Raw genomic sequence first — 23,593 nt, forward strand, 5'->3', positions numbered from 1 at the left:
TGGGGAGGGGATTGCTCAGAGGCGGGCGACGAACGGATAGAGGATGAACGCCAGCAGCACGAAGACCAGCAGCGAGCCGGGAATGTCCAGCCGGCTGGTGACGCCCTCGGCGCGGGCCAGGTTGTCGGTGCGGATCTGGTCCCGGAGCGACTCGGCGCGGCTGCGCAGCGTCTCGTGCACCTGGGCGCCCTCGCTGCCGGAGGACCGCATGATCGCCCCGACGTCGCCCAGCTCCGGAATGCCGATCTTCTCGGCCAGCTCCTGCAACTCGTCCCAGGGCGAGTGCATCTGCATCTGGGCGATCCGCAGCGACTCCCGGATGCGGGCGAAGACCCAGCCGTCGCAGACCGCCGCCGCGCGTTCCAGCGACTGCACCGGGCCGTGCGCCGCCGACAACTGCAACGCCACCAGGTCCAGGTAGGTGCAGACCGCGGCGCGGAACTCCTCCCGGGCGGTGTCCGCCTTGGCCAGCACCGACCGGTGCGCGAGCAGCGCGCAGAACAGCGCCAACCCCAGACTCCCCAGCACCGGTACGACCACCGGCATGCTCACCCCGGCCAGGAAGAGCAGCGCCCCCGCCACCGTCGGGGTGGCCAACCCGACCAGGGCGGAGAGCAGGATCGACATCGTGTACTGCTCGGGGGTCTGGTCGAGCAGGGCGAGCTGGCGGTGCGGCGGGCGCAGCCAGCGGGCGAAGCCCCCCAGCCAGTCCGGCCCGCGTCCGGCGGCGACGGCGGTGCCCGCGGGCTGGTGCAGCCGGCGTAGCGCCGGGCCGAGCGCCGGGGAGGCCGGCAACGCCTCCCGGACCAGCAGGAACAGGCCGAGCCCGATGGCCGCCCCGCCCAGCACCGCGATGGTGAGCTGCCAGTTGAGCGTCACGCGACCACCTCCGCCGGGTCGGGCCTCGGCAGGAACCGGGGCGGCGGCGGGGGTTGGCTCATCGCGCGTACCCAGGCCAGCAGGGCGATGAACGCCGTGGCGAGCACCGCCATCAGCACCTGGCCGAAGAACGTCCCGTACGGCCTGACGTACTCGGTGTTGACCAGCCCGTACGCCAGCACGGCCAGGGTCATCCCGGTGAGGAAGCGGACCGCGAACCGGGGCTGGGTGCGCTTGGCCTCCACCTCGCGTCGGGTGGCCACCTCGGCGGAGGCGGCCGACGCGATGGAGCCGAGCACGTCGCCGAGGCGTTCACCCCGGTCGGTCAGGTGCAGGATCAGCGCGGCGACCACCTGGTCGCAGACCGGGTCACCGATCTCGTCGGCGAACGCCAGCAGGGCGGACCGGGCCGTCCAGCCGGCCTGGAGGCGGGCGGCGAGCAGCCGTACCTCCTCCTGGATCTCCTCCGGGACGGTGGCGATGGTGGTGACGATCGCCTGCTGGAGGCCCTGCCCGGTGTTGGAGACGTCCTTGAGCCGACGGGTCCACTCGCCGACCGCCTCGATCCGGGTGATCGCCTGCTGCTCGGCCCGGCCCACCGCGAACAGCCAGGGCACCCCCGGCACCGCCACCGCCACGATCAGCCCCACCACCGGCAGCCCGGTCAGCAGGAACGCCAGCGCCCCCGCCACCGCCGCCGCGCCCAACGTCATCTGGTGCGCCCGCTGGTCCCGCCGGTTGGTGCCGGAGCCGAGCCAGAGCCGGCGCAGCCCGGTGGTCGAACTGCGCGCCGGACGGGTCGGTCTGGTGGTGCCGAACAGCGCCACCACGGCCAGCACGATCCCACCGACGCAGGCCGCGCCGGAGACCACCGCGAGCAGTTCGATGGTGCTCATCGGCGCACCGCCGGGGCGAGTCGGCTGTGTCGGGGACGACGCCACGCGCCCGCGCCGGCCTCGATGAAACGGGACAGCAGCCGGGCGTCGTAGCCGACCCGCAGCAGTTGCCCACGGACCCGTTCCGGCAGGTGGCGGGGGATGGCCCGACCGTCGGGACCGGGCCCGAAGACGGTGGTGGTGGTGATCCGGTTGGCGTCGCCGACCCCGACCACCTCCTCCACGTGGGAGACGAACCGGTGCTTGCGTCCGCCGATCGCGGTCTCGTCCTCGACGGTGACGTAGACGATCAGGTCGAGGGCGTTGCCGGCCATCCGGCGGGCCTGGTCGACGGTCATCTCCCGGCCGTGCGCCAGGGCCAGCTCGATGATCCGCTCGCTCACCCCGGCCGGGGTACGGGCGTGGATGGTGCACATCGACCCACGGCTGGTGGTCATCGCCTGGAGCATCGGCACGATCTCCCGGGACCGGACCTCACCGACGATGATCCGCAGCACGCCCATCCGCAGCGACACCGGGATCAGGTCGGCGATGCTCACCTCGCCGGCGGGGCGACCGTCCATGCCGCGTTCGCCGTGCCCCTCCCGGGACTCGAAGCTCATCACCGCCCGGTGCTTGTCCCCGCGCCGGGCCGGCAGCAGCTCCCGGCTCTCCTCCAGCAGCACGTAGGGCTCGTCGGGCGGGATCTCGTCCATCAACGCCCGGATGACAGTGGTCTTGCCGGCCCCGGCCAGCCCGGCGACCATGATGTTCAACCCGGCCCGCATGGACGCCCGGAGGAAGTCGCGCAGCAGCGGGTCGATCATCTCGTCCAGGTCGGGGCGGCTGCCGGCCAGGTCGTCGAGGCTGACGTCGAGCGTGTTGTGCTTACGGATCACCGCGTAGGGGCGGTGGCTGACCAGGAACACCGCCGCCAAGCGGCTGCCGTCGGGCAGTTGCAGGTCCAGCGTCGGCTTCGAGGTGGACAGTGACCGCTCGGTCGCCCCGGCCCGCCGGGCCGCCGCCTGGAGGATCTCCACCAGCTCGTCGTCGCTGTCGGCGATCGGTTCACCCCAGTCGACGCCGCCACCGTGCCGGGTGATGCGCACCTGGTCGCAGCCGAGGATGTGCACCTCCTCGATGGTGTCGTCGACCAGCAGGGTCTGCAGCCGGCCCAGCCCGACCAGTTCGGCGGTCACCTGGTCGAGCAGGGTCCGTTCCTCGTCGGCGCTGAGCGGGGTGCCGGCCCGGCGTACCGCGTCGGCGTAGCCGGAGACCACGGCGACGGCGAGCCGGGCCCGCTCGACCTCCTCGGCGTCGGCGTCGAACTCCCGGCCGCGCTGCCACTGGGTCAGCCGTTCGCTCAGCTCCCGGCGCAGCTCGCGGACCACCGCGAAGTCCACCTTCGGCCGGGGTGGCGCGGCCGGCGGGGGCGTCTGCGGGGCGGCGGCCGGCGGCGTCGCCGCAGCGGTGGCGTGGTGCCGGCCGTTCACCGGGGCCAGCGGCGGCATCGTCGAGGTGACCCCCGGCGGCGGGGTGCGCGGGTCGTGCGAGACCGGTTCAAACCGCATCCGGCACCCCCTGCGCCGGGGCCGGCCAGGCCAACCGGGCCCGCCGTTGCTCCAGGATCTCCCGTACCGGGGCCTCCAACCCGGCCGCCGCGCGCATCAGCGGCCGTCCGGCGCGGACCGTGCCGCCGAAGCTGAGCGCCTGCGCGGTACGCGGGTCCTCCGGCAACCGGGCGATCACCGGCACCCCCAACGCCTTGCCGATCTCGGCCTTGCCGTGCCCGTCGCCGACCACCACCAGCCGCAGCGTGCCCGGGGGCACCCGGTGGTGGGTGAAGTCCCGTTCGATGGCGCGGATCATCGACCGGGTGCCGGAGAGCCCGGGTAGCTGCGCCCGGGTCACCAGCAGCACCACGTCGGCGGCGCGCAACAGCGGCCAGGGCGGCCCGAAGACCTGGAGCCGTCCACAGTCGACGATCACGTCGTAGCCGGGACGGCCCTTCTCCAGGGTGCGGAAGAAGTCGGCGAACCGTTGCCACAGCGGGGCGACGCTGCCGGCCTGCGCCGGGTCCACCACGCCGGGCAGCAGCAGCCGCTCCCGCCTCGGCGCGTCCAGGTCGACCAGTTGCGACCAGAACGTCGACTCCAGGCTGCCGTCGCGCAGCTCACCCACGGCCAGCTCGCCGATGCCGCGCGGCCCGTCGAGCTGGCCGCCCAGGTAACCGGCGAGCACCGAGCCGCCGGCCGGGTCGCACTCGGCGAGCACCAGCCGCCGGTGCCAGCTCAGGGTGCAGGCCAGCGCCGTGGTGGTGACGCCGGGCGACCCCTTCGCCGAGACCAGCGCGATGATGGCCATGGTCAGGCCGCCTCGGTCAGCACGAGGGCGATCCGCTCCTGTGCGGCCAGCACCACCACCGCCGGGACGTCCCGGACGGCGAGCGCCAGGTAGATCACCACGTCGTCGTTCTCGGGGGCGAGGGTGTCGATCACCGTGGCGGTGAACCGGGTGGACGACGGCGCGTTGTCGGAGTCCTCGTCCGGGGTGCTGACCAGCAACACCTTGTCACCGGGGTGCAGCTTGCGGGCCGGCACCTTGCTCGGCTCCAGGCCCAGCGCGATCTGCTGCTGCCCCTGACCGAGCAGCGGGGCGTCGGTGAGCTGCGCCATGGTGAGCAGCGACCCGGGGACCAGCGACACGGCGGCCCGCTTGCCGACCACCTCGTCGCGTTTCTTCGCCGGCACCGGGGACAGCCCGGCACCCCCGGAGACCTGCACGCTGACCAGGTCGTCGGCGGTCAGGATGCGACCCACCTCGACCGGCCGGGCGATCGCCAGGTAGCTGCCGGTGGCCCGCACCGAGGTGACCGCGAAGGCCGCGCCGAGGCCACCCAACGCGATCAGCAGTACGGCGAGCCCGAGCAGGCCGGGCCGGGTACGGCGCTGCCGGACCACCTTGGGCGGGGCGATCGGCGCATCCACCGGAACTCCATCGCGGGTGGCCAGACTCACTGGTACATCTCCGTTCGCGACTGCGGGTCTCGCAAGATCAGCTCGGCACGGGCGCTCATCGGGTCACCACCTGGAGTTCCTTGATCTGGATGTCGACGACGCCGCTGGTGCGGGTCTGCGCGATGTCGCCGCTGCGGCCACCGCCGACCCAGTGCACGTTCCAGAACGTGGTGGCGCTGACCCGGTAGTTGCCGACCCTGGGGTAGCCGTCGTAGCCGCAGGTCGGCGACTTCTTGCCGGCGTTCGGACCGGTCGCCTTGTAGGGCGTACCGGGGCCGCGGCAGGTGATCTTCTTACCGTTGCCCATGTCCCACACGATCCGCTGGACCTGCGCGGTGATCTCCACGGTCAGGCCCCGGTCGCTGGCCGAGGCGCGGAGCGGGCCGAAGTAGTTCCGGCCGCTGCTGGCCCACATCCAGACCGGCAGGCCGACCAGGCCGGGGCCGAGGCTGCGCCGGGGGGCGACCGACGCGCGGGGCGGCAGGAGGCTGATCGAGGCGAGCGCCCGCCGGGCCAGTTCCTCCGGGTCGGGCGGGGTGCCGAACCCGGGCGGCGGCCCGTCGAGCAGCACCATCGACTGTGCGCCCAGGTCACCGCCGTTGCAGGTCTGGACGTACCACACCTGACCCTCGGGGGCCTCCTCCTGTGGCTCGGCGACCTTGTAGTAACAGCCGCTGGAGTTGTCGAACCAGCCGAGGTTCGGGTTGTAGCAGGGCAGCGGCTTGCCGTTCCACTGGCACTTCGGAGCCGCGCCGGGGCTGTTCGGGCTGCCCGGCCCGGTGCCACCGCCCGGGTCACCGGGGGTGCCCGGGTCGTCGTCCCAGATGCTGCAGTCGTTCTGGCCCGGCGGGCACTCCACCCCCGGGCCGGCGGCCCGCACCGGGGCGGGTGGCGCGGCCACGGCGACCAGCACGGCCAGCAGCAGGCCGGCGAGCACCCGGCGGGGCACGCCGCCGACGGGTCGGAGCAGACGGGGAGCGGCGGGCTCGGGGCCGGCCGGGGGCAGGGCGGCGCAATGGGTCGGCACGGGCGTTCCTTCCCGGGTCAACATGGCTGGTCCTCATGGGCGGCACCGGAATTGATCAGCCAGCGGCCGTCCGGGTAGCGGGTCGCGGTGGCGGTCGCCAGGTGCCGGGTGCCGGCCGAGCCGGGCACCACCCGGTTGTCCTTGCGGTAGACCAGCCGGTAACCCGTGGCGTCCAGGCAGTCCTGGATCTCCACGGTCGGCGGGTCGCTGTCGAGGCTGACCGAGGTGACGGAGGGCTGCGAGGTCAAGGTCCCGGTGCGGACCGCGCCGTGTCGGCGGGCGTCGTCGATCGCCACCCGGACCCGGGTGAGCAGCGGGTCGCCCAGGAACCGGGTCAGCTTCGGATGGCGGGGATCGCTGTTGCGGCTCGCCTCCCGGGAGGCTTCCAGATATCCGGCGTACGCGGCCAGCGCGGCCCGCTCGGCGGCCTGCTCCGCCTCGGTGGGCGGACGGTCGTCGCTGGCCGCCCGGGTGGCGGGGGCGGAGGTCGTCTCCGGCGGGTCGGCGCAGCCGGCGAGGGCGGCCACCACGACGACGACCAGGCAGCTGGTCCAGTGGCGGGATCGCCCTGTACGCATTGCCGTGCCCTCCTCGGTGGCGCCCGGTGGCGACGGTCGTGGCGGCCTCCGGGCATGCGGCGGTACTCCGGGATGATGTCGATCGGACAATTCCGGGTGCTGCGGCATTTACCTGTGTGGATCTTGTGTGAATGGGTGGTTGTGGCGTCCGACGCGGCTGCGCGGGGTTGCGTCGTACTCAAGGGGCGAGCATAGGCTGACGTGCGCCGATGCAACAGAGGCAATTCATCCGAGCACTCACCGTGATGGGCAGGAGTGACCGAAGGTGGGCGATGTCCAGGGAGTCCGACCGGTGTCACCGGTGCCCGCCGATCGCGGGTCGGTGCCCGCCGAAGGGGTCGGCCCGATCGGCGAACCGCCTGCGTCGCCGGAGGATGGGGGACGGGTCGAACGGGCCGGTCCGATCCGCTCCCCGAAGGCAGCCGTCGATGCCCCGGAAACGCCCGACGGGGCGGCGGGCGCTCAGGTCTGCACCGGGGACGCCGAGCTGATATCGGACCGTTACGTCGACCCCGTCCGGACGTCACGCTCCGTGTCTGTCGTCCGGCGGCTGGCCGGGATGCTGGCGGTCGTACCGGTGCTGCGGCTCGCGGTCGCCCGGTACGCCGTACCCCCGGGGGTGGCCGACCGGGCCGGGTGCGACGGCTGCGGCGCGCCGGTCGGGCTGGACCGGCCGCTGCCGGCGCTCGGGCCGACGGCCCGCTGCCCGGTCTGTGCGGGCCGGGTCGGCGCCGCGCCGTTCGCGGTCGAGGCGCTGCTGGTGGTGGCCGTGGCGGTGCTGGCGCTGGTCGACGGCGCGGTGGCCGAACGGGCCGCGCTGGCCTGGTGGCTCGGCTGCGCGGTCCCGCTCGTGCTGGTGGACCTGGCGGTGCACCGGCTGCCGGACCGGCTCACCTGGCCCGCCGCCCTCGGCACCTGGACGTTGCTCGGGGTGGCGGCGGCGACCGGGGCGGGTGCCGGGACGTGGCTGCGGGCGGTGACCGCCGGGGTGGCGCTCGGCCTGGCCTTCGCCGCCACCACACTGCTGCTCGGCCGGCGGGGCTTCGGCCTCGGCGACGCCAAGCTGGCGCTCGGGGTGGGGGCGTTGCTCGGCTGGCAGGGGTGGGGTGCGGTGGTGACCGGGCTGGTGCTGACCTTCCTGCTGTCGGCGCTGGTCGGGGTGGTGCTGCTGGCCAGCCGCCGGGTCGGGTGGTCGAGCCACCTGCCGTTCGGTCCGTTCCTGGTCGCCGGCACCTGCGCGACGCTCCTGCTGACCGGCTGATCCCGCTCAGCCGACCCGCTGACCCTGGTCGACCTTCCGGGTGGCCGGGCCGGAGTGCCGGCGCAGCATCTCGGCGAGGAACCGGGCCGCCGGGAGGCCCACCAGCAGGGTCACCGCCAGGCCGAGCAGCAGGCCGGCGAGGACGTCGTGCGGGTAGTGCACGCCCACGAAGACCCGGGAGAACGCGGCGAGCAGCGCCAACGGGGCGGCCAGCAGACCCCACCGGGGGGACAGCAGCAGCACGGCGGTGGCGAGCGTCCCGGCGATCGTGGCGTGGTTGCTGGGGAAGGACCAGTCGCCTGTCGGCGGGCACGGTGCGGCCAGGATGGTGACCGCCCCCCGACAGGGCCGCTCCTCGTCGATCAGCGACTTGAGCAGTTCGCTGCAGCCGTACGCCAGGACGACGGTGGCCGGCGCGACCAGGGCGAGCGCCCGGCCCCACGGGTCGGGTCGGCGCAGCCGGGGCACGGCGACGGCCACCACCAGCAGGCCGAGCAGCAGGATCACTGCCTCGGTGAAGTGCACCGCGAACCACTGCACCGGGGCCGGGGCGGCATCGGCCACGTCGACGACGTCGCGGTACCACTCCTCGCTGATATCGGGAATGTCTGTGGTAATCGTTTGAATCACTGCTCACCTCACCAAACTGTCATACCTCTTTTAGTCCCATCGAGGTGCAGGAACCGGGTGGACCGGTCACATGGTGCGCGATGCCGGGGCGGATCCCCGCCCCCGTCACAGCGAGTTCACAGCGGTCCCCGCGATTGGCCGCCCACCACCACCGGGTACCTCCCCGCCGTGCAGATGGACGAGACCTGGCAGATCCGGCGGACCGCCACCGACCTGGACCGGCTCGGCGAGACCGAGTCGGTCTTCGCCCTGTCCAACGGGTGGGTGGGCTGGCGGGGCACCCTCGACGAGGGCCAGCCCTACGGCATGCCGGGCAGCTACCTCAACGGGTTCCACGAACGGCGGCGACAGAGCTACCCCGAGGACGGGTACGCCTTCCCGCAGGAGAGCGACACCGTGATCAGCGCGCCCAACGCCGCCCTGATCCGGCTCTGGGTGGCCGGCGAGCCCCTCGACCTGCGCACCGGCACCGTCCGCGCCCACGAGCGCACCCTCGACCTGCGCGCCGGCGTGGTACGCCGACACACCGAGTGGATCTCACCGGCCGGGCACGGGGTACGGGTCCGCAGCACCCGGCTGGTCTCCCTGCCCCGGCACGCCGTCGCCGCCGTCGACTACCAGGTCGAACCGCTCGACGACCGGCCGGTCGAGATCCGGGTCTGCTCGGACGTGCTCGCCAACGAGCGGGTGCCCGAACGCGCCGACGACCCCCGGGCCGCCTCGATCGTGCACGACCCGCTCGACGCCGAACTGCACCGCCCCGACGGCCACCGGGGCGTGCTGGTGCACCGCACCGACCGCAGCGCCCAGCGGGTCGCCGTCGCGGTGACCCACGAGACGGACGTGCCGGCGGGGTTCGCCGACGGCGACGACCACACCCCGGACCGGCTGCGCACGACCCTCGAAGGACGGCTCGCCCCCGGGCAGCGGCTCCGCCTGACCAAGTACGCCGCGTACGAGTGCGCCCCGGTCGACGGCGGCACCCCCGACGAGCTGGCCGACCTGGTCACCGCCGAGGCCGACGCCGCCCACCGGCACGGGTTCGACGCGCTCCTGGCCGACCAGCGGGCCGTGCTCGACGAGCGGTGGCGCACCGCCGACGTGGAGATCGACGGCGACCCGGAACTCCAGCAGGCCGTCCGGTTCTCGGTGTTCCACCTGCTCCAGGCGGGCCGGACCGACGGCGACCGGACCATCGCGGCGAAGGGACTCACCGGCAACGGCTACGACGGGCACGTGCTGTGGGACACCGAGAGCTACGTGCTGCCGGTGCTGACGTACCTGCTGCCCGGGGTGGCCCGGGGCGCGCTGCGCTGGCGGCACGCCCACCTGCCGCAGGCCCGGGAGCGGGCCGCCGAGCTGCGGCTCACCGGGGCCACCTTCCCCTGGCGGACCATCGGCGGCCGGGAGTGCTCCGGCTACTGGCCCGCCGGCACCGCCGCCCTGCACGTCAACGCCGACATCGCCGACGCGGTGCTGCGCTACGTCACGGTCACCGGGGACCAGGAGTTCCTCGCCGACACCGGGCTGGAACTGCTGGTCGAGACGGCCCGGCTGTGGGCCGGCTACGGCCACTGGTCCGACGACGGCGCGTTCCACGTCACCGGGATCACCGGCCCCGACGAGTACGCCGCACTGGTCGACGACAACGTCTTCACCAACCTGATGGTCCGGCGCAACCTGCGGGGCGCCGCCGACGCCGCCGGACGGCACCCGGAGCGGGCCGCCGCGCTCGGCGTCGACCCGGCGGAGATCGCCGGCTGGCGGGCCGCCGCCGACGCCGTGCACCTGCCCTACGACCGCAAGCGCGGGGTGCACCAGCAGGCGGCCGGTTTCACCGAGCAACCCGAGTGGGACTTCGCGGCGATGACCGACGACGACTACCCGCTGCTGCTGCACTACCCCTACCTGGAGCTGTACCGGCGGCAGGTGGTCAAACAGGCCGACCTGGTGCTCGCCATGCAGCGCTGCCCGGGGGAGTTCACCGCCGAGGCCAAGGCCCGCAACTTCGCCTACTACCAGGCCCGCACCGTCCGCGACTCGTCGCTGTCCGCCGGCTCCCAGGCGGTGCTCGCCGCCGAACTGGGCCACCTCGACCTGGCGTACGACCTGTTCGCCGAGGCGGCGCTGCACGACCTCGCCGACCTCGGCGACAAGACCGGCGACGGGCTGCACCTGGCCGCGCTGGCCGGGGCGTGGACGGCGGTGGTGGAGGGCTTCGGCGGGCTGCGCGACGACACCGGCGTGCTGTCGTTCGACCCCCGGCTGCCGGCCCGGATCGACCGGCTCGCCTTCCACCTGCGCTGGCACGGGCAGCGGCTGCGGGTCACGCTGACCCGCGACGGGGCCCGCTACGAGCTGCCCGACGCCGACCCGGAGACGACCGTCGACCTGCGGCACGCCGGGGAGCCGGTCACGGTCACCGGTGCGGCGGCGGTCACCCGGCCCCTGCCGCAGGTGCCCGACCCGGGGCCGGAACCGCCGTCACCGCACGGCCGGCGGCCCGCCCGCCGGGCCTGACCCGCCCCGCATCCGCTCCCGCACCACCGCCAGCTCCTCGAAGGCGTACGCCCAGTTGTGGCACTTGAAGCTGCGCAGGCCGGTGACCGGGGTGTGACAGTCGAGGCAGTGCACCCCGGCGATCGCGTCCGGGATCTCGGTGTTGACGTAGCGGCGTTCACCGAGGATCACGGTGGCGATCATCAGCGGGTCGTGCACCCCCTTGAGGGCCGAGGCGACGATGTCCAGCCAGGTGGCCCGGCGTCCGCACTTGGGGCAGTCCGGCTCGTCGCCGCTGACCCACAGGGGCGCGCCGATGCTCTGCGCCGGCATCCCGAGCAGCTTCTCCAGCCGGCGTACGTCGTGTTCCGGGGTGGTCCAGCGGTGCCGCCCCGGCAGCGAGGCGGGTGAGTCGTACACGGCCCGGAACAGGGCCGGATCCACCTCCACGGTCTCCCGGGCAGTGTTCATCGGATGCCTCCTCGCCGACAGTCGGTGTCACCGTCATACCGGCAGGTGACGGTCGTGTGCTGCCGGCTCGCCGACACGGGGGGTCAACATGTCGTCGCCCCGGGTGCTAGACATCAGGGCGCGGGGTGCCCGCCGCCCGGCGGTGGGTCGTCCCGCAGCGACGACGCGAGTGGAGGGAGAGGGCCGGTGACCGCGCCGACCGATGCCGAGCTGGGACCGAACGTGGCCCGGATGTACGACTACTACCTCGGCGGGTGCCACAACTTCGCCGCCGACCGGGCCGCCGCCGAGCAGATCCTGCGGATCTTCCCGGACACCGGGATCGCCGCCCAGGCCAACCGGCACTTCCTGCGCCGGGCCGTCCGGCACGCCGCCGAGCTGGGCGTACGCCAGTTCCTTGACATCGGTGCCGGGCTGCCCACCCAGGGCAACGTGCACGAGATCGTCCGTCAGGTCGCCCCCGACTCGACGGTGGTCTACGTCGACTACGACGAGGTCGCCGTCACGCACGCCCGACGGCTGCTGCCGGCCGACGGGCGGACCACCGTCGTCCACGGCGACCTGCGCCGGCCGGACGAACTGCTGGCCCACCCCGACGTGCGGGCGGCGATCGACTTCGACCGCCCGGTGGCCGTGCTGCTGGTGGCGGTGCTGCACTTCGTCACCGACGCCGAGCAGCCGTGGGACGCCGTCGCCCGGCTGCGCGACGCGACCGTCCCCGGTAGCCCGCTGGTGGTCTCCCACCTCACCACCGACGGGGCCCCGCCGCTACCCACCCGGCAGGGGCAGGCGGTCTACCAACGCAGCAGCGCTCCGCTGGTGCCCCGCCCGCACGCCGACGTGCTGCGCTTCTTCGACGGCTACGACCTGGTCGATCCGGGGCTGGTCCGGGTGGCCGAGTGGCGACCCGACGGGGAACCCCGGGAGCGGATCTCCCACGGCTACGCCGGGATGGGCCTGCGCCGCTGACCACCGTCCCGGGCCGGCCCCGCGAGACCCCACCGTCGCCGACCGGCCGACCCGATCCGCCCGCCCGGCGACGGTCAGGGTGGGGTGGGTAGCAGGAGGGTGCGTACCCCGTGCAGGCCGTCCTCGGCGCGGCGGTGCGCCTCGGCGGCGGCGGCCAGCGGGAGCGTCTCGACGGTGCGGGCCCGCAGCCGGCCGTCGGCCAGCAACGCGTTGATCGCCCGCGCCGCGTCGGCCAGCTCGGCGACGGTGGCGTGCGAGATCACGAAGCCCAGCACCGCGCCGTCACGCAGGTACAGCTCACCGGCGGGCAGCGTCGGGGTGGTGCCCAGGCCGGCCAGCACCAGCACCCGGCCCCGGGGGGCGAGCAGGCCGACGGTGCTGGTCAGGTCGTTGACCCCGGCGGCGTCGAGCACCACGTCCACCCCGGACGGGCAGGCCCGGCGGACCTGGGCGGCCCAGTCGGCGTCCCGGTAGTCGACCACCGGCTCCGCGCCGAGGCCGGCGCAGTGGTCGGCGTCGCGGGGGTGCGCGGTGGCCACCACCCGGGCTCCGGCGGCGCGGGCCAGGGTGACCGCGGCGCTGCCCACATTGCCGCCCGCGCCGATCACCAGCACCGTCTCACCCGGCCGGACCCGGGCGTGGGTGACCAGGGCGAGGTAGGCGGTGGCCGCCGGGTGCGCCACCGCCACCGCGGCCAACGGGTCCACCCCGGCGGGCACCGGGTAGAGCCGGTCGGCGGGCACCGCCACCCGCCCGGCGGCGGCACCGGGTCGGCCGGCGTGACCCATGCTGTTGCACCACACCCGGTCCCCCGGCGCGAAACCGGTGACGGCCGCGCCGACCCGCAGCACCGTGCCGGCCAGGTCCCGGCCGATGACGAACGGGAAGGTCAGCGGGGTGCGGAACGCGCCGGACCGGACGAAGGTGTCCACCCGGTTCACCGGGCTCGCCTCGACCCTGACCAGCACCTCGGTCGGCATCGGTTCGGGCGCGGGCAGCGGGCCGACCCGGATCGTCCCGGCGGGCCCGGTGCGGTCCACGTACGCGGCGGTCGTGGTGTCCGTCGCGCCGGACCGGGGTGCCGGCGGGGCCGACCTGCCCGCACCCGGTGTCGGCCGGGCGGCGGGGACCCGGCCGGTCACGACGTCACCGCCGGGGTACGCCCGGTGATCCGCCGTCCGAGGTGGAGCACCAGCAGGGCCAGCACCGCCCCGGCCGCGCCGAGGGCGTACATGGTGGGCACGCCGGAGGTGAGGGTCGCCCCGCCGACGGTGGTGCCGAGGCCGATGCCGATGTAGATGGCCGACGAGTTCAGCGACACCACCAGCGGGGCCTGCTGCGGCGCGGCGGCGATCAGGCGGTGCTGCTGCGCCGGGGTCTGACACCAGCTCGCCGCACCCCACACGCCGACGAGCAGTCCGACCAGGAGGACCGGCGCGGAACCGGCGGTGCTGAGCGCGCCGAGCACGCCCAGTGCGACGACCATCGCGGCGTAGCCCACCACCAGCACCGGCACCGCGGCCCACCGGTCGGTGGCGTAGCCGGAGGCGACGTTGCCGGCGACCGCACCCGCCCCGTAGACCAGCAGCATCAGGTTGACCTGGTAGGCACCGACGCCGAGCGCGCCGAGGGTGGGCACCGCGAAGGCGTACACCGTGTAGGCGGCGGCCATGCCGATCACGGTGAGCGGCAGCACGGCGAGCACGCCCGGCCGGCGCAGCGCGGTCAACCGGTCGCGCAGCGGCACCGCCGCCGCGCCGGGCAGCGCGGGCATCACCAGCCGGACGGCCACCGCCACGGCCAGCGCGAGCAGGGCCACCGCGACGAGCGCCGCCCGCCAGCCGAGCCACTGGCCGGTCAGCCCACCCAGCGGGACGCCCAGCGCGGTGGCGACGGTGAGCCCGCCGATCACCACCGCGAGCGCCCGCCCGCGTAGCGCCGGTGACACCAGGGAGGCACCCGCCGCACCCGCGTTCGGGGTGTACGCGGCGGCACCGGCGGCGGCGACGATCCGGCCGACGATCAGCACCGGCAGCGTGTCGGCGGCGGCCGAGACCAGGTTGCCGGCGGCGAGCACCAGCAGCGCGGTGACGAGCAGCGTACGGCGCGGTAGCCGGGCGGTCAGGGTGGACAGCACCGGGGCCAGGACCGCGTACGAGATGGAGAAGACCGTCACGGACTGCCCGGCGGCGGCGGTGGAGACGTGCAGCGCGGCGGCCATGTCGGGGAGCAGCCCGGCGACCACGAACGCGTCGGTGCCGACGGCGAAGGTGCCGGCCGCGAGGATCAGGGTGAAGCGCAGGCCCCGACCGGGCCCGGCGGTGGTGGCCGGCTCCGGGCCGGTGCGGGTGTGCAGGTGGGACATGGGGTCTCCGGATACGGGACGGCATGCGGCGGCGCGGCGGAGCGCGCCGGGCACGGGATTCGGGTGTGGACGACCACCGGGCCGACGGCGGGGGTCCGTCCGGCCCGGCGGCCGGTGCTGCGGTCGCGGATGGCCCCGGCCGGTCGCGGGTGGACCGGTGGTCGGCGGGTGCGCGGGCCGACGGTCGGTCGGCGGTCGCGGCGGTGACGGGCGGGGCGTCAGCCGCGCAGCAGCGCGTAGCGGCGACGGGTGCGTTCGGCCGCCTCCGGCGGTGCCGAGGCGAGCAGGTCGGCCAGGGTGTGGCCGGCCAGCTCGCGTCGCCAGGCCAGGTCGGCGCGGTGCATGACGGTGCTGATGGCGCACGGGGTGCGGAACTCCGGCGCGGAGGGGTCGACCCCCGCGCCGCGCTGGCGGATCTCGGTGCACCGGAACGGGTTGTCGGCCCCCTCGATCGCCACCGTCACGTCCATCACCGTCACGTCCGCCGGTTGGCGGGCGAGCCGGAACCCGCCGCGCGCACCGGGCACCGACTGGAGGATGCCGGCCCTGGTCAGGGCTTGGAGGCACTTGGTGAGGTAGGCCGGAGGCAGCTCGAACCACTCGGCGAGCCGGACGGCGGGCATCGGGTGTTCGCCGCCGATCCAGGCGAGGGTGAGGCAGCAGTGCAACCCCCACTCGACCTGCTCGCTCATCCGCATAACCTGGATAGTACACGTCCTGGTTAGCTTCGGGAGTCGACGCCGACGGCCGAGAGCATCCGCGCCGCGCCCGGCAGCGGCAGGACCCGCAGCAGTTCCCGCAGGATGCCCACCCCGTCCTCGGTCAGGATCGACTCCGGATGGAACTGCACCGACGCGAACCCGGCCGCCCGCAACGCGTACACGTCGCCGGTCGCCGGGTCCCGGCTCACCTGCACCGTCCCGGCGTGCCGCCCCGCCGGCAGCAGCGAGGTGGGACAGCGTCCGGTGAAGGTGTTGTAGAAGGCGACCCGGTGCCGCACGCCGAACAACCGGATCTCCTTCTGCACCCCCTGGTTGGGCACCGGCAGCCGGTGCAGCGGGATGCCCAGCAGGTCGCACAGCACCTGGTGGCTCAGGCACACGGCGAGGAACGGGCGGCGACCGGCCAGCAACGTGCCGATGGTCTCCCGCAGCAGCCGCACCCTCGCATCGGCACCGTCGCACGGGTCACCCGGACCGGGCCCCAGCACCACCAGGTCGTACCCGTCGACGGTGAACGGCTCGTCGTGCCGGCACACCGTCACGTCCAACCCCAGCGAGCGCAGTTGCTGGCCGAGCATGACGGCGAAGGTGTCCTCGGCGTCGACCACCAGCACCCGCCGGCCGTCGAACAGCGGATCGGCGTCGCCGGCCCGGTGCGGGCCCTCGGTGCCGGGCTGGTCGGAGGCCAACCAGAACCGGCCGACCCGCTCGTTGCGTCGCCGCAGCGCCCGCCGCACCCCCGGATGCCCGGCCAGCCGGCCGAGCGGTTGGGCGTGCAGGGCGGTCAGCAGGCCGGCGGCCTTCGCCCGGGTCTCCGCCGCCTCCGCCACCGGGTCCGAGTCGCGCACCAGCGTCGCACCGACCGACAGGCGCAGCCGGCCACCGGAGTCGATGTCGGCGGTACGGATCACGATCGTCGAGTCCAACGTCCGGCGGCCGTCCCGGTCGTGGCCGATCAGGGCCAGCGCGCCGCTGTAGTAGGCGCGGCCCGTCGGCTCGTACCGGCCGATCACCCGGGTCGCGTTCTGCAACGGGCTGCCGACCACCGTCGGGGCGAACATCGTCTCCCGCAGCACGTCCCGCACGTCCGCGTCGGTGTCCCCCTCGACCAGGTACTCGGTGTGCGCGAGCCGGGTCATCTCCCGCAGGTACGGCCCCCGGACCCGGGCGCCGTCCGGGCAGATCCGGGCCATCATCTTCAGTTCCTCGTCGACGACCATGAACAACTCGGCCGTCTCCTTGGAGGTGGCGAGGAAGTCGAGCACGCCGGGCAGGGTCGGCCCGGACTCCGGGTAGCGGTAGGTGCCGCTGATCGGGTTCATCACCGCCCGGCCGTCGGTCAGGCTGACGTGCCGTTCCGGGCTCGCCCCGACCAGCGTCCGGTCACCGGTGTGCACCAGGAACGTCCAGTACGCGCCGTTCTCCGCCGCGAGCAGCCGACGGAACAACCGCAGCGCGGCGGTCAACGGGTCCCCGCTCAGGTCGGCGATCCAGGTGCGCTTGAGGACGAAGTTGGCCCCCTGGCCGCTGCCGATCTCGGCGTCGAGCACCGCACGCACCAGCCCGGCGTACGCGGCGTCGGACAGGTCGTAGTCGCCGGGGCCGACCGGGATCTCGCCGTCGGGGATGCGGCGCAGCACCTCGGCCAGCGGCAGCACCTCCTGCTGCTCGACCCGCATCGCCAGCAGCGGGGTGCCGTCGTCGGGGGCGTCGAACCCCCGCTCGGCGAGCTGCCGGTAGGGGATCAGCACCAGCAGGTCCTCGCCGGCCGGGGAACCGGCGGGGTCGGGCAGGGGCAGGTCGGCCAGCCGGTCGACCGGGGCGACCGGCCCGGCGAGCACGTCGACCCAGCCGTACTCGTGCGCGTACGGCCGGTGCAGCAGGGCGAACGGTCCATGACACCCGGCCCGGTCGGCGGGTGGCAGCGTGACCGGGTCGGACGACGGTGGTCGGTGCTGCGTGGACATCGGCCGCCTCCTCTCGTGGTGGTGGGTGCCCGACCGGCCGGTACAGGTTCCGGCCGGCCGGGCATGCGACGGTGGTTGCGACCCGGCCCGTGCTCAGGCGTGGGCGGCGGTGGTGACGGACAGCGCGGCGAGCAGGGTGTCGGTGTCGGCGACCACGGCGCACCGGTTCGCCGCGTAGGTCAGGGCCATCCGGTGGTCGTCGGCGGTGAAGTCGGCCACCGCGTCGGCGGCGACGAACGTCTCGATGTCGTGCGAGAACGCGTCGCAGGCGGTGGCCAGAACGCCGACGTGCGCGTACACGCCGCAGACGACGAGCTGGTCACGGCCGGCGGCGCGGATGCGGTCCAGCAGGTCGGTGCGGTGGAACGCGCTGTAGCGCCACTTGGTGAACACCCAGTCCCCGACGGCGGGGGCCAGCGCCGGGTCGACCCGGCGCTGCTGCGGCTCGGCGGTCATCCCCGGCCCCCAGAAGTCGGCGAGCAGGCCCCGCTGCAGCGGGGTCATCGAGCCCGGCTGCGCGGTGTACGCCACCGGCACCCCCAGCTCGGCGCAGCGGGCCCGCAGCCGGGCCGCGTTGTGCCGTAGGGCCCGGCCCGGCTGCGCGTCGGGCGGGAACGGACGCAGGAAGTAGCCCTGCATGTCGTGGACGAGCAGCACCGCGCGGGCCGGGTCGGGCACCCAGCCGACGGTGTTGCCGGGCAGGTCGGGCAGGTCGTACCGGATGGTGTCCGGGATGCCCACGGTTGCCTCCTCGGTCGGGTTCAGACGCCGAGCGTGGCGCCGCCGTCGACGGTCAGGTGCTGCATGGTGATGTGCCGGGCGTCGTCGGAGATGAGGAACAGCACGGCGGCGGCGATGTCGGCCGGGTCGGCGATCCGGCCGAGCGGAATGCCCACCCGGTACGCCTCCGGCACCCCGCCGATGGTGGAGCGCCGGGCGGCGTCGTCGGGCAGCAGCGCGGCCAGCATCGGGGTGTCGGTGGAGCCGGGGGCCACCACGTTGCACCGGATGCCGTACCTGGCGAGTTCCAGCCCGAGCGCCTTGGTGAACGCGGTGGCCGCCGCCTTGGACGCCCCGTACGCCGACATGCCGGCGCGGGCGGTGCCGGCGGCGTTGGAGGCGACGGTGACGATGGTGCCGCGCCGTCGGGGCACCATCCGGTCGGCCACCGCCCGGCAGGTGTGGAACACCCCTGTCGCGTTGACCGCGAAGGTGTGCTGCCAGTCCTCCTCGGTCAGCGTGCGGGCCTCGCCCGAGCGCAGCACCCCGGCGGCGTTGACCAGCGCGTCGATCGGTCCGAGCGTCCCTTCGACGGTGTCCACCAGGTCGCGTACCGCCGCACCCGAGCGGACGTCGGCCGGGTACGCGGTCAGCGGCAGCCCGGCGGAACGGGCCTCGTCCACGGTGGCCCGCAGCCGGTCGGCGTCGCTGTCGACGGCGGCGACCGGGGTGCCGCGCCGGGCCAGCGCCCGTGCCACCTCGGCGCCGATCCCGCCGGCCGCGCCGGTGACCAGGGCCGTGCCGACGGTGCTCACCGACCGACACCTTCGGCGACGAGCGCCCGGGCCAGCTCCAGCCGCTTGATCTTGGTGGTGGCGGTGTGCGGCAGGTCGGCCAGCCGGCGGTGCACCGGGTCGGCCATCGGCGGCAACCCCCGGGCCGCCGCCTGCCAGGCGTCGAGGTCGAGGGGTTTGTCGTCGCGCGTGCACACCACCGGCACCGGCCGGCCCTCGGTGCCCACGATGATCACCTCGGTGAGGTCGCTCATCCGGGCCAGCAGGTGGTCCTCGGCGACCAGGGTGCTGCCGAAGCCGGGCACCACGTCGACCTCGCGGTCGAGCAGGTGCAGGCAGCCCCACCGGGTGCGGTAGCCGACGTCGCCCATGTTCCACCAGCCACCGTCGACCTGGGCCGCGTAGCGTTCCGGCTCGCCGAGGAAGGTGACCGCCCGTCCGTCGCTGCGGGCCTCGATCCGACCCGGCGACTCCCGGGTCGGGGGCCGGCCGTCGATCGACACCACCCGGATGTCGGTCATGCCGGGGAACGGCACGCCGACGCAGCGCCCGTCGTGCTCCGGCTCCCACCGCCTGCTGTACGTCCGACCGACCACCGGGCCGGTCTCGCTCTGGCCGTAGAGCTGGGCGAACTTGGGGTTGCGGTGCTCGGAGGCGGCGAGCATCCGGCGGATGGTGCGCGGGTGGATGGCGTCGAACGTGCTGCTGAAGTAGCGGACGCTGGCCAGCGGCCGGCGCGGGTCGTCGGCCAGTTCCTCCCAGCGCAGGAACGAGTTGGGGTGCGCCTCGATCACGCCGGGCCGGAACCGGGTGAGCAGTTCGGCGGCGCGGGCCGGGTCGTCGTCGGCGAGCACGATCAGCGGTACGCCGCGCGACAGCGCCAGCGTCATCGCGCTGATCGCCCGGGAGTGCACGAACGACACGTGCAGCAGCAGCGGTTCCCGGCGGCGGACCAGCGCGGCGATGGTGGCCTGCGGCCGGTACCGGGCCTGGAGCGACCGGCCGGTGTGCACCGCCATCTTGGGGATGCCGGTGGTGCCGGAGGTGTGGGTGACCAGCGACGGGTGGTCGGCGGGCATGGTCACCGGCGCGACCCGGGGTGCGCCGGCCAGCTCGGCCAGCGCGGTGCCCGCCGGGTGGCTGCCGGCGGCGAGCAGCACCCCGTCGGCCAGCTCCCCGACGCCCTCGGGCAGGCTGCCGGTCAGCTTCGTCCCGTCGGTGAGCAGGTACGCCGGGGCGGCCCGGCGCAGCAGCTCGGCGACGGTCGCACCGTCCAGCTTGGGGGAGAGCAGCACCGGTACCGCGCCGATGCGGGCGATGGCGACGGCGAGCAGCGGGATGTCGAACCCGTCCGACTTGTAGACGACCACCCGGTCGCCGGGGCGGATGCGTGCCGCCCACAGCCGGGAGGCGAGGTCGTCGACGAGGTCCGCGAGTTCGGCCATCGCGATCCGGCGGCCGAGTTCCGGGGCGACGTCCAGGTCGTGGTCGAGGATGAGCAGGTTGGCGGGGTGCCGGGCGAGTGCCCGGTCGAACACCGTGCCGAGTCGGATTCCCTGGTTGGCGACGCGTTGCAGCAGCATGGCTACTGTCCTCCGGAGGGCTGTTCGAGGTAGGTCTTCAGCCGCGCGAGGGTCAGCTCGATGTCGCCGCGCAGCTTCTCGGTCCACTGGGTGAAGAACCGCTCGGTGGCCTCGGCGTCGAGGTCGGCGGTGATGCCCCGGATGCCCTCGGTCGCCTCGCCCATCCGGAACCGGTGGACGAGCAGGCTGCCGCCCGGGGCGGCGCCGATCTCGTACGACCAGACGCTCTCCTGTCGTTCACCGGCGCTGTTGCGCATCGCCCAGGCGAACTCCCGACCGGGTTCGGCGCGTACCACCTCGGCGGTGGTCTGCCACTCGCCCCGGACCACCGGTGCCCAGGGCACCACGTCGTCGCTGCGCACGTTGTCGCCCCGGAACACCGCACCGACCGTGCCGGGAGTGCCGGAGATCCATTTCCCGCCCCGGCACTCCGGGCTCCACCGACCGCTGCCCGCCAGGTCGCTGACCACTTCGTAGATGTGCTGACCGGTGGCGTTCACCTCGATTTCGCCGTGTACCGCGAACAATTCGCGTTGGCCTTTCGCACTCGCCACGGAAACCTCCTTCCGAGGGCGTGCCGGGTCACCGCGCATTGGCGGCGACGGCACGGGGGACGGTCGACGACGACCGGATGTTCGTCGGCTACGCGCGGTGCGGGGAACCCCCGTGACGCGGCGGCGCCGGTGACTATGAGTGCCGCAATGATCACTGTCGATCAGGCGTGCGGGTAGACCATAGGTCGGTTGCGGGGGCCGTGCAATGCATCTCTTCGCCCCGGGTCGGCTCGTCACCGAGTGTCGAAGCCCATCGCGCCTTATCTATTCCCTGGCCACCGGCAGGGCCTCGTCCGTGACCCGCAGTCATCAATTGACCTGTTCAAGTGTCCCGCGATTCGGGAACGATGATCTGCGGAGGCGGTTTCCCGGTTCGTTCGGGTGTCTCCGGTCGAACCGAACACGTGTCGGATCGGCGATCCGGCCCACCCGGGTGAGCGGCGGGGGAGCGGTCGGTGGCGGGAATGATCTGGGTCACTCCGCAGCGGCGGTCGTCGGGTGCGACGGGGGTGTGCGGTCGACTACGTCTCAGGATGCGGAACGCGGGGACAGATTACCTCGGTCACCCTGCGCCACTTCGAGTGGCGGCCGGCCCGGCGGGCGGTGCTGGTGGGAAGCGGCCCGCAGGCGGTGCGGGTGGGCTGCACGCGGGTGTCGGTGGTGATTTGGCTACCGTGCGTATCCACCGACGACGACCCGCCGGAAGTCAACCGGGACATTGCTTGTCAGGGTTCTGGTCGCGTCCTAGACTCGGCGACCGACAGATGTGTGAGACACCCACTTACGGGGAGTTGCGGTGTTCAATGCAATGGCGGGCCTGCGCTAGCCAGATCATCTTTCTCTGACCATGGAACGGCTTTCGCCGAGCTTCCGCCCGGAGGCTGCGGCGGACCAGTCGTGCCCATTTTCCGTGACGATTTTCCGCTAGCGAAGTGTCCTGGAGTTCGGCATGCGCCTCTCAACGGCCAACGCACCGGTCGCTGTCCTGTCCACCATTCCCTCCGACTCGCACACCTGGAACCTGGTCTACCTCCACCTGCTGCTGGAGGAGCACGGCTTCCGGGTGGTCAACCTCGGCGCCTGCACGCCGATCGACGAACTCGTCGCCGCCCACCTGCGGCACACGCCCGACCTGGTCGTGGTCAGCACCGTCAACGGGCACGGCGCGGTCGAGGGCGAGCAACTGGTCCGCCGGCTGCGCCGGCACGACCACACCACCCCCGTCGTGATCGGCGGCAACCTCGGCGTGGCCGGGTCCGCCGACGAACGGCACGTGCCCGCCCTGCTCGACGCCGGCTACACCGGCGTCTTCGTCGGCGACCGGGCCGTCGACGACTTCCGCGCCCACCTGCACACCCTGCACGCCCACCCGCACCTGGCCGCGAGCCCGGTGTGACCCGGGGACGGTTCGCGTCGTACGTGGCCGACAACCAGGCCGCCGGTCGGTTGGTGGTGCAGCCCCGGATGGGCTTCGCCACCACCGAACAGATGCGCGGCGGCCTGCTCGCCGTCCGCGCCGCCCGGGCCACCACCGCCGGCACCCTCACCCTGGACAGCTTCACCCGGGTCGGCGACCACGCCAGCGCCGCCCGTGCCCTGGTGCACGGCCACGACCTCAACGGCTATCCGCTGGTCGCGCACGGGGCGGTGATGACCCGGGCGATGCTGGAGGACATCGCCGCCGACGACTTCCCGGTCCAGGTACGACACGGTTCGGCACTGCCGCTGGGCATCTTCCACGCCCTGCTCGACGCCGGCCTCGACGCCACCGAGGGCGGGCCCGTCTCGTACTGCCTGCCCTACAGCCGGGTGCCGTTGCGGGCGGCGATCGACGAGTGGGCGGCCTGCTGCGAACTGCTCGCCACCGTGGGCGACGGGCGGGGCGCCCACCTGGAGAGCTTCGCCGGCTGCATGCTCGGCCAGCTCTGCCCGCCGTCCCTGCTCGTCGCGCTGGGCATCCTGGAGGGCCTGTTCTTCCGCCGGCACGGGGTGCGCAGCCTGTCGCTCAGCTTCGCCCAGCAGACCAACCCCGGGCAGGACCTGGACGCGCTGCTGGCCCTGCGGCACCTGGCCGCCGAGTTCCTGCCGGACTGCGACGTGCACCTGGTGGTCTACACGTTCATGGGGCTGTTCCCCCGCACGCCGGCCGGTGCCGCCGCGATCCTGGCGGAGAGCGTCCGGCTCGCCGTGGCCGGTGGGGCCGCCCGGCTGATCGTCAAGACCTCGGCCGAGGCGTTCCGCATCCCCACCGTGGCGGAGAACGTCGCCGCCCTGGAGTTCGCCGCCACCCAGGCGGCCCGCTGCGCCGCACCGACCCGGCAGTCCTTCGACCCGGCCGCCTCCCCCGCGTACGCGGAGGCGCGGCTGCTCGTCGAGGCCGTGCTCGACCTGCACCCCGAGCCCGGTGCCGCCCTCGCCGCGGCGTTCGGCACCGGCCTGCTCGACGTGCCGTTCTGCCTGCACCCGGAGAACGCGAACCAGGCCCGCAGCCGGGTCGAACCCGACGGGACGCTGCACTGGACCCGCACCGGGCGGATGCCGCTGCGGCCCGCCACCGGCCACGCCGCCGACCTCGGCTCGGCCGAACTGATCGACATGCTCGCCTTCAACCAGCGCCGCTTCGACACCCCGACCACCGAGCCGACCACGCCGGCCCTGAGCCCGGCCCGTTGACAGGGAGAC

Annotated in this window: 22 protein-coding genes; 5 read left to right on the forward strand and 17 right to left on the reverse strand. The window is 74.0% G+C overall.

Translation table 11 applies throughout. The features are described from left to right. Window positions 1-15 precede the first annotated feature (15 nt). From ACN268_RS23310 to ACN268_RS23340, 7 genes are read right to left on the reverse strand one after another with little or no spacing between them, the layout of a single operon-like run. Window positions 16-879, reverse strand: a complete 864-nt coding sequence (locus tag ACN268_RS23310) for a type II secretion system F family protein (protein ID WP_421485000.1) — start codon at window positions 877-879, stop codon at window positions 16-18. Beyond that, on the reverse strand, window positions 876-1,775 hold the full coding sequence (locus tag ACN268_RS23315; protein ID WP_421485001.1) for a type II secretion system F family protein: 900 nt from the start codon (window positions 1,773-1,775) through the stop codon (window positions 876-878). The genes ACN268_RS23310 and ACN268_RS23315 overlap by 4 nt, the downstream gene beginning before the upstream one ends. Continuing rightward, window positions 1,772-3,325 carry a CpaF family protein gene (locus ACN268_RS23320; protein ID WP_421485002.1) on the reverse strand — a complete coding sequence of 518 codons (1,554 nt, stop codon included), beginning with the start codon at window positions 3,323-3,325 and terminating at the stop codon, window positions 1,772-1,774. The genes ACN268_RS23315 and ACN268_RS23320 overlap by 4 nt, the downstream gene beginning before the upstream one ends. After that, complete coding sequence (locus ACN268_RS23325) at window positions 3,315-4,118, reverse strand: AAA family ATPase (RefSeq protein ID WP_357925206.1); 804 nt, start codon at window positions 4,116-4,118, stop codon at window positions 3,315-3,317. Before ACN268_RS23325 ends, ACN268_RS23320 begins: the two co-directional genes overlap by 11 nt. Before the next feature lie 2 nt (window positions 4,119-4,120). Next, window positions 4,121-4,771, reverse strand: coding sequence for an SAF domain-containing protein (locus ACN268_RS23330; RefSeq protein WP_421485003.1), 651 nt, complete (start codon window positions 4,769-4,771; stop codon window positions 4,121-4,123). A gap of 55 nt (window positions 4,772-4,826) precedes the next feature. Continuing rightward, a complete protein-coding gene (locus tag ACN268_RS23335; protein WP_421485004.1) occupies window positions 4,827-5,822 on the reverse strand; it encodes a hypothetical protein in 996 nt (331 codons plus the stop codon). Continuing rightward, window positions 5,816-6,376: a hypothetical protein gene (locus ACN268_RS23340; protein ID WP_421485005.1), complete on the reverse strand. Its 561-nt coding sequence runs from the start codon at window positions 6,374-6,376 to the stop codon at window positions 5,816-5,818. Before ACN268_RS23340 ends, ACN268_RS23335 begins: the two co-directional genes overlap by 7 nt. A 559-nt stretch (window positions 6,377-6,935) precedes the next feature. Here ACN268_RS23340 and ACN268_RS23345 point away from each other — a divergent pair. Then, window positions 6,936-7,637 (forward strand): prepilin peptidase, encoded by a 702-nt coding sequence (locus ACN268_RS23345; RefSeq protein WP_421486973.1) that lies wholly within the window; start codon window positions 6,936-6,938, stop codon window positions 7,635-7,637. Window positions 7,638-7,643: 6 nt separating this feature from the next. Here ACN268_RS23345 and ACN268_RS23350 read toward each other — a convergent pair whose 3' ends face one another. After that, window positions 7,644-8,267 (reverse strand): phosphatase PAP2 family protein, encoded by a 624-nt coding sequence (locus ACN268_RS23350; protein ID WP_421485006.1) that lies wholly within the window; start codon window positions 8,265-8,267, stop codon window positions 7,644-7,646. A 174-nt stretch (window positions 8,268-8,441) separates the two neighbouring features. On the opposite strand from ACN268_RS23350, the gene ACN268_RS23355 reads away from it, so the two are divergent. Continuing rightward, the gene (locus ACN268_RS23355) at window positions 8,442-10,787 is read left to right on the forward strand and encodes a glycoside hydrolase family 65 protein (RefSeq protein ID WP_421486974.1); all 2,346 of its coding nucleotides are present in this window, start codon (window positions 8,442-8,444) and stop codon (window positions 10,785-10,787) included. Here ACN268_RS23355 and ACN268_RS23360 read toward each other — a convergent pair. Further along, window positions 10,752-11,237: a hypothetical protein gene (locus tag ACN268_RS23360; RefSeq protein ID WP_421485007.1), complete on the reverse strand. Its 486-nt coding sequence runs from the start codon at window positions 11,235-11,237 to the stop codon at window positions 10,752-10,754. The two genes, ACN268_RS23355 and ACN268_RS23360, sit on opposite strands and share 36 nt — an antisense overlap. A gap of 186 nt (window positions 11,238-11,423) precedes the next feature. Between ACN268_RS23360 and ACN268_RS23365 the strand changes: the two genes are divergently transcribed. Further along, window positions 11,424-12,206 (forward strand): SAM-dependent methyltransferase, encoded by a 783-nt coding sequence (locus ACN268_RS23365; protein ID WP_421485008.1) that lies wholly within the window; start codon window positions 11,424-11,426, stop codon window positions 12,204-12,206. A gap of 74 nt (window positions 12,207-12,280) precedes the next feature. On the opposite strand, the gene ACN268_RS23370 is transcribed toward ACN268_RS23365, so the two are convergent. The 8 genes from ACN268_RS23370 to ACN268_RS23405 all read right to left on the reverse strand — a co-directional run bounded on the left by ACN268_RS23370 (window position 12,281) and on the right by ACN268_RS23405 (window position 20,911). After that, a complete protein-coding gene (locus tag ACN268_RS23370; RefSeq protein ID WP_421485009.1) occupies window positions 12,281-13,348 on the reverse strand; it encodes an NADPH:quinone reductase in 1,068 nt (355 codons plus the stop codon). Further along, window positions 13,345-14,571, reverse strand: a complete 1,227-nt coding sequence (locus ACN268_RS23375) for an MFS transporter (protein WP_421485010.1) — start codon at window positions 14,569-14,571, stop codon at window positions 13,345-13,347. The genes ACN268_RS23370 and ACN268_RS23375 overlap by 4 nt, the downstream gene beginning before the upstream one ends. A 218-nt stretch (window positions 14,572-14,789) precedes the next feature. Continuing rightward, entirely contained in the window at window positions 14,790-15,263 is a 474-nt protein-coding gene (locus tag ACN268_RS23380; protein WP_357925226.1) for an RrF2 family transcriptional regulator, read from the reverse strand. A 29-nt stretch (window positions 15,264-15,292) separates the two neighbouring features. Next, on the reverse strand, window positions 15,293-17,260 hold the full coding sequence (locus ACN268_RS23385) for a chorismate-binding protein (protein WP_421485011.1): 1,968 nt from the start codon (window positions 17,258-17,260) through the stop codon (window positions 15,293-15,295). A gap of 93 nt (window positions 17,261-17,353) precedes the next feature. Next, window positions 17,354-18,001, reverse strand: a complete 648-nt coding sequence (locus ACN268_RS23390; protein WP_421485012.1) for an isochorismatase family protein — start codon at window positions 17,999-18,001, stop codon at window positions 17,354-17,356. A 20-nt stretch (window positions 18,002-18,021) separates the two neighbouring features. After that, window positions 18,022-18,795 carry a 2,3-dihydro-2,3-dihydroxybenzoate dehydrogenase gene (locus tag ACN268_RS23395; RefSeq protein ID WP_421485013.1) on the reverse strand — a complete coding sequence of 258 codons (774 nt, stop codon included), beginning with the start codon at window positions 18,793-18,795 and terminating at the stop codon, window positions 18,022-18,024. Beyond that, window positions 18,792-20,357: an AMP-binding protein gene (locus ACN268_RS23400; RefSeq protein WP_421485014.1), complete on the reverse strand. Its 1,566-nt coding sequence runs from the start codon at window positions 20,355-20,357 to the stop codon at window positions 18,792-18,794. The genes ACN268_RS23395 and ACN268_RS23400 overlap by 4 nt, the downstream gene beginning before the upstream one ends. 2 nt (window positions 20,358-20,359) lie before the next feature. Further along, complete coding sequence (locus tag ACN268_RS23405) at window positions 20,360-20,911, reverse strand: SRPBCC family protein (RefSeq protein WP_421485015.1); 552 nt, start codon at window positions 20,909-20,911, stop codon at window positions 20,360-20,362. 949 nt (window positions 20,912-21,860) lie between these two features. Between ACN268_RS23405 and ACN268_RS23410 the strand changes: the two genes are divergently transcribed. Both ACN268_RS23410 and ACN268_RS23415 read left to right on the forward strand, forming a co-directional pair. Continuing rightward, the gene (locus ACN268_RS23410) at window positions 21,861-22,307 is read left to right on the forward strand and encodes a cobalamin B12-binding domain-containing protein (protein WP_421485016.1); all 447 of its coding nucleotides are present in this window, start codon (window positions 21,861-21,863) and stop codon (window positions 22,305-22,307) included. After that, the gene (locus ACN268_RS23415; RefSeq protein ID WP_421485017.1) at window positions 22,304-23,584 is read left to right on the forward strand and encodes a methylaspartate mutase; all 1,281 of its coding nucleotides are present in this window, start codon (window positions 22,304-22,306) and stop codon (window positions 23,582-23,584) included. The genes ACN268_RS23410 and ACN268_RS23415 overlap by 4 nt, the downstream gene beginning before the upstream one ends. Window positions 23,585-23,593: the final 9 nt, after the last annotated feature.

It is taken from the genome of Micromonospora sp. WMMD735, from assembly GCF_049178995.1.
Lineage (GTDB): Bacteria > Actinomycetota > Actinomycetes > Mycobacteriales > Micromonosporaceae > Micromonospora > Micromonospora wenchangensis.

Excerpts from the sequence above, each read along its gene's own strand:
- ACN268_RS23360 (WP_421485007.1), bottom strand. The coding sequence starts at position 11,237 with ATGAACACTGCCCGGGAGACCGTGGAGGTGGATCCGGCCCTGTTCCGG.
- ACN268_RS23315 (WP_421485001.1), bottom strand. The coding sequence starts at position 1,775 with ATGAGCACCATCGAACTGCTCGCGGTGGTCTCCGGCGCGGCCTGCGTC.
- ACN268_RS23355 (WP_421486974.1), top strand. The coding sequence starts at position 8,442 with ATGGACGAGACCTGGCAGATCCGGCGGACCGCCACCGACCTGGACCGG.
- ACN268_RS23320 (WP_421485002.1), bottom strand. The coding sequence starts at position 3,325 with ATGCGGTTTGAACCGGTCTCGCACGACCCGCGCACCCCGCCGCCGGGG.
- ACN268_RS23375 (WP_421485010.1), bottom strand. The coding sequence starts at position 14,571 with ATGTCCCACCTGCACACCCGCACCGGCCCGGAGCCGGCCACCACCGCC.
- ACN268_RS23325 (WP_357925206.1), bottom strand. The coding sequence starts at position 4,118 with ATGGCCATCATCGCGCTGGTCTCGGCGAAGGGGTCGCCCGGCGTCACC.
- ACN268_RS23385 (WP_421485011.1), bottom strand. The coding sequence starts at position 17,260 with ATGTCCACGCAGCACCGACCACCGTCGTCCGACCCGGTCACGCTGCCA.
- ACN268_RS23345 (WP_421486973.1), top strand. The coding sequence starts at position 6,936 with ATGCTGGCGGTCGTACCGGTGCTGCGGCTCGCGGTCGCCCGGTACGCC.
- ACN268_RS23340 (WP_421485005.1), bottom strand. The coding sequence starts at position 6,376 with ATGCGTACAGGGCGATCCCGCCACTGGACCAGCTGCCTGGTCGTCGTC.
- ACN268_RS23335 (WP_421485004.1), bottom strand. The coding sequence starts at position 5,822 with ATGTTGACCCGGGAAGGAACGCCCGTGCCGACCCATTGCGCCGCCCTG.
- ACN268_RS23410 (WP_421485016.1), top strand. The coding sequence starts at position 21,861 with ATGCGCCTCTCAACGGCCAACGCACCGGTCGCTGTCCTGTCCACCATT.
- ACN268_RS23380 (WP_357925226.1), bottom strand. The coding sequence starts at position 15,263 with ATGAGCGAGCAGGTCGAGTGGGGGTTGCACTGCTGCCTCACCCTCGCC.
- ACN268_RS23400 (WP_421485014.1), bottom strand. The coding sequence starts at position 20,357 with ATGCTGCTGCAACGCGTCGCCAACCAGGGAATCCGACTCGGCACGGTG.